The organism is Stenotrophomonas sp. STEN029 (assembly GCF_056760015.1).
This window is the reverse complement of the sequence record NZ_JBRREC010000170.1, coordinates 1-2,305: the sequence shown is the minus strand read 5'-3', so window position 1 is coordinate 2,305 and position 2,305 is coordinate 1. Positions and strand designations below refer to the sequence as shown.

2 protein-coding genes are annotated in these 2,305 nt (G+C 66.4%); both read right to left on the bottom strand.

Translation table 11 applies throughout. The features are described 5' to 3' along the window. Positions 1-235: 235 nt before the first annotated feature. Positions 236-1,528 carry an adenylosuccinate synthase gene (locus ACVOLI_RS20420; protein ID WP_282273389.1) on the bottom strand — a complete coding sequence of 431 codons (1,293 nt, stop codon included), beginning with the start codon at positions 1,526-1,528 and terminating at the stop codon, positions 236-238. 245 nt (positions 1,529-1,773) lie between these two features. Then, a complete protein-coding gene (locus tag ACVOLI_RS20415; RefSeq protein ID WP_282273391.1) occupies positions 1,774-1,959 on the bottom strand; it encodes a DUF2065 domain-containing protein in 186 nt (61 codons plus the stop codon). Positions 1,960-2,305: the final 346 nt, after the last annotated feature.

Here is a 2,305-nt window from a genome sequence, read left to right as displayed (position 1 = left end):
CCCCCCCCCCCCCCCCCCCCCCCCCCCCCCCCCCCCCCCCCCCCCCCCCCGCCCCCGCCCCCGCCGCGGGCGCCCCCCCCCCCCCCCCCCTCGGCCGGGCGGCCCCCGGCCCCCCCCCCCCCCCCCCCCCCCCCCCCCCCCCCCCCCCACTACAGGTTTGGCCCTGTCGTTGATGCCCCACAACGACAACGCCCCGCTTTCGCGGGGCGTTGGCTGTTGCATCACGGCGCGGCTATCAGCCCCACGGATCCTGCAGGATCATGGTGTGGTCGCGGTCCGGGCCGGTCGAGACGATCGACACCGGGCAGCCGGCCAGTTCTTCCAGCGAACGCAGGTAGGCGCGCGCGGCCGGCGGCAGCTTGTCCCACTCGGTGATGCCGTGGGTGTTTTCGCTCCAGCCCGGGAACTCCAGGTACACGGGGGTGCACTCTTCCCAGCCCTGCGCATCCAGCGGCGCGTATTCCGAACGCTTGCCACGGTATTCATAGGCGATGCAGACCTTCAGCTTTTCCATGCCGTCGAGCACGTCGAGCTTGGTGATGCACAGGCCGGAGATACCGTTGATGGCCACGGCGCGCTTCAGCGCGACGATGTCCATCCAGCCACAGCGACGCGGACGGCCGGTCGACGCGCCGTACTCGGCGCCACGGTCGCGGATGCCCTGGCCGATTTCATCGTCCAGCTCGGTCGGGAACGGGCCACCGCCAACGCGGGTCGCGTAGGCCTTGGCGATACCCAGCACGTAGTCGATGGCATCGGCGCCAACGCCGGCACCGGCCAGTGCACCACCGACGGTGGTGTTGGAGCTGGTGACGTACGGGTAGGTGCCGTGGTCGATGTCGAGCAGAGCGCCTTGCGCGCCTTCGAACAGCACGCGCTTGCCCTGCTTGCGCAGGTCATGACAGATGCCGGCAACATCGGACTTCATCGGCTCGACGTATTCGCCGAAGGCCAGTGCTTCCTGGTATACGGTGTCGAAATCGACCGGCTCCACGCCCAGGTACTTGGTCAGCACGAAGTTGTGGTAATCCAGCGCGGCACGCAGCTTTTCAGCCAGCTGTTCCGGGTAATGCAGGTCGGCGATGCGGATGCCGCGACGTGCAACCTTGTCTTCATAGGCCGGGCCGATGCCGCGACCGGTGGTGCCGATGGCCTTGCCACCAGCGGCCTTCTCACGCGCCTGGTCCAGGGCGATGTGGTACGGCATGATCAGCGGCGCCGCCGGCGAGATCTTCAGGCGCGAACGGACTTCAACGCCGGCCGTCTCCAGCTCTTCGATTTCCTTGCGCAGGGCGGCCGGGGAAATCACCACGCCATTGCCGATCAGGCACAGCGCGTCATCGCGCAGGATGCCGGACGGAATCAGGTGCAGGACGGTCTTCTTGCCATTGATGACCAAGGTATGGCCGGCGTTGTGACCACCCTGGAAACGAACAACTGCGCCGATTTCCTCGGTCAGCAGATCGACGATCTTGCCCTTGCCTTCATCGCCCCACTGGGCGCCGAGAACGACAACTGATTGACCCATGACGGGTAACTCCTGAGTTTGCTGCGACCATCGGGGCCGCGGACGGGGCCGTGCGCTGCGCTGCGGTCCGCCATCATGGACGCCCCATCGGGGAGCATCCGGCAAACGCCAGGGCCATACACGGAAAAAGCCGAACGGGGCACTCCAGGAGGAGTAAGCCCGACCGGCTTTTGTGGATTATCCGGGTTTTGTCTGACAGCTACCACCCCCGCGAGTACAGGTTGGTACGGGCGTCAGGGTTTGGTTCAGTGGCGGACCCACCACAGGACCGCCAAGCCGATGAACAGCGCCGCAGCGCCCATTCCGCGCAGGGATGCAGCGGGCTGTTCCAGCATCTGCGCCGCCATCCGCTTCCACGCCAAGGGCGCGATGAACAGGAACAGGCCTTCGATGATGGCAACGAGGCAGAGGGCGGAAAAGAGGTCTTGCATGCGTCAGAGTCTTCAAAAACCGGGTAGTGCCGAGCCATGCTCGGCAGGGGCTTTCCAAACATTATTCGGCGGCGACGTAAGCCGCGGAGCCCGGGGCTGATCAGGTTGCTGCCAAGCCCGTGATGTCATCGCTGCCGGCTTCGCGGCTGACGCCGCTCCTACAGCGGCTATCCCGGTAATGCCCTTGCCGAGCGTGGCTCGGCACTACAGGTTCGGTTATCCCGGTAATGGCCCTGCCGAGCATGGCTCGGCCCTACCCGGTTTTTGAAGACTCTGACGCATGCAAGACCGCTTTTCCGCCCGCAGCCTCGTTGCCATCATCCAAGGCCGGGTACTGTTCAACGCG

Bases quoted from the DNA above. Each gene is read 5' to 3' on its own strand.
- ACVOLI_RS20420 (WP_282273389.1), bottom strand. From the start codon at position 1,528: ATGGGTCAATCAGTTGTCGTTCTCGGCGCCCAGTGGGGCGATGAAGGC.
- ACVOLI_RS20415 (WP_282273391.1), bottom strand. From the start codon at position 1,959: ATGCAAGACCTCTTTTCCGCCCTCTGCCTCGTTGCCATCATCGAAGGC.